Below are 1,971 nucleotides of genomic sequence, written 5' to 3' on the forward strand. Positions count from 1 at the left end.
TGTACATCTACTTTAAACTCTGCTGGTACAACTTTTAATAGCTTTTTTTCTACTTCAACAACGTTCTTACCCATAGCAAATTTAGTGCGGTTTGATACGCGGTCTATGTGGGTATCTACCGCGATGGTAGGCCAACCGAATGATAATTATCGTAGATAGGCATTAAGACTTACATACGTATTCATGTTAATAGTTTGTTGAAAATAATTTCACTACATCGCATATTGTTAAAACTTAATCGTTTAAGGGGCTTTATAAATGAAAAACCTTTCAATAATATTACTATTTTTAGGGCTGTGTGCCTGCACTAATATAAGTAAAAAAACTAAGACAACAAATATTTCCTCTAATTATGTTCCACAAGAATATGTGAAGTTAACGCATCCTCAGTGGAGTAAGAACGCAAGTTTTTATCAAATTAATACGCGACAGTTCACACCTGAAGGAACATTTGCAGCCGCTGAGCATCAACTACCACGATTAAAAGAACTTGGCGTCGATATTCTTTGGTTAATGCCGATTCATCCGATTGGCGAAGAAAACAGAAAAGGGTCGCTGGGTAGCCCTTATTCAGTAAAAGATTACTACGGTGTTAATCCTGAGTTTGGTACCTTAGATGACTTAAAAAGCTTTGTTAACGCTGCTCACGAATTAGGTATGTACGTTATTCTAGATTGGGTAGCAAATCATAGTGCTTGGGATAATGAATTAAGACATAAGCATCCAAATTGGTATACAAAAAATTCGCAAGGTAATTTTCAACCTACGCCGTGGTGGGATTGGTCAGACATAATCGACTTTGATTATAACGTACCAGAAATGCGTGAATACATGACTGATGCAATGAAGTATTGGGTCAAAGAAGTAAATATTGATGGTTATCGATGTGATGTAGCTGGTTTTGTTCCTCTCGATTTTTGGGAAAACGTTAGGGCGGAGCTAGACGCGATCAAGCCCGTTTTTATGTTAGCTGAGTGGGAAATGCGTGATTTACATGCTAAAGCTTTTGATGCTACTTATGCATGGTCTTGGCAGGAAGCTATTCATGATATTTTAAGTGGTCACGCTGATTTAAATAGATTGTTTGTATACTATTCATGGAATGAGGGAGCGTATCCGAAAAATAGCTATCGGATGACGTATGTTTCAAATCACGATGCTAATTCATGGGAAGGAACCGTGTTTGAGCGTTATGGTAGCGAAGAAAAAGTAGCGACAGCAATCGTATTGTCTATTGTCGGTGAAGGTATGCCATTAATTTATAATGGACTTGAAGCTGGGAATATTAAGCGGCTTGAGTTTTTTGAAAAAGATCCTATCGAATGGAAAGAACATAAATTTAAGCCATTGATTCAGAAGCTCTTAGCTTTGCAGAAACAAAATAGTGCGTTGTGGCATGGTGAATATGGCGCGACAATGGAGCGTATTTATAATACTAATCCGACAGAGGTGTTTAGTTTTATCCGCGAAAATACCAAAGATAAAGTGTTTGTTGTGATTAATTTTTCTGATAAAGAGCAAGATATTCAATTTATGGGTCCACAAACAGCTGGAGTATATACAGAGCTATTTAGCAAACAAAAGGCAACGCTTACTGAAGACGCAAGCCTTAAGTTGGCGCCTTGGGAGTATAGAGTTTATGTCCGGTAATGTTTAAAGGTTAAGCGTTTATTTGAGGTTTTCAAATTAAGATAATCATACGTAGGGCACATATCGTATGATTATCTTAATATTTCAATTAAAAATTAGTTACTCAGTCTTTTCTTTAAACTCACATAAATCTTCAATTATACAGCTGCCACACTTTGGCTTACGCGCCACACAGGTATAACGTCCATGTAAAATGAGCCAGTGATGTACATCTACTTTAAACTCTGCTGGTACAACTTTTAATAGCTTTTTTTCTACTTCAACAACGTTCTTACCCATAGCAAATTTAGTGCGGTTTGATACGCGGTCTATGTGGGTATC

1 protein-coding gene and 2 pseudogenes are annotated in these 1,971 nt (G+C 37.0%); 1 reads left to right on the forward strand and 2 read right to left on the reverse strand.

Annotated features, from left to right (window positions below; genetic code table 11):
* Window positions 1-143: pseudogene (locus H5158_RS23545) on the reverse strand (endonuclease III); the annotation flags it as partial.
* A 115-nt stretch (window positions 144-258) separates the two neighbouring features.
* Here H5158_RS23545 and H5158_RS22380 point away from each other — a divergent pair.
* Window positions 259-1,650 carry an alpha-amylase family glycosyl hydrolase gene (locus H5158_RS22380; protein WP_182719343.1) on the forward strand — a complete coding sequence of 464 codons (1,392 nt, stop codon included), beginning with the start codon at window positions 259-261 and terminating at the stop codon, window positions 1,648-1,650.
* Window positions 1,651-1,749: 99 nt separating this feature from the next.
* Here the strand turns inward: H5158_RS22380 and H5158_RS22385 are convergent.
* Window positions 1,750-1,971 (reverse strand): annotated as a pseudogene (locus tag H5158_RS22385) (endonuclease III); the annotation flags it as partial.

The organism is Pseudoalteromonas sp. SR45-6, assembly GCF_014163545.1.
Classification (GTDB): Bacteria; Pseudomonadota; Gammaproteobacteria; order Enterobacterales; family Alteromonadaceae; genus Pseudoalteromonas; species Pseudoalteromonas rhizosphaerae.

Bases quoted from the DNA above. Each gene is read 5' to 3' on its own strand.
- H5158_RS22380 (WP_182719343.1), top strand. From the start codon at position 259: ATGAAAAACCTTTCAATAATATTACTATTTTTAGGGCTGTGTGCCTGC.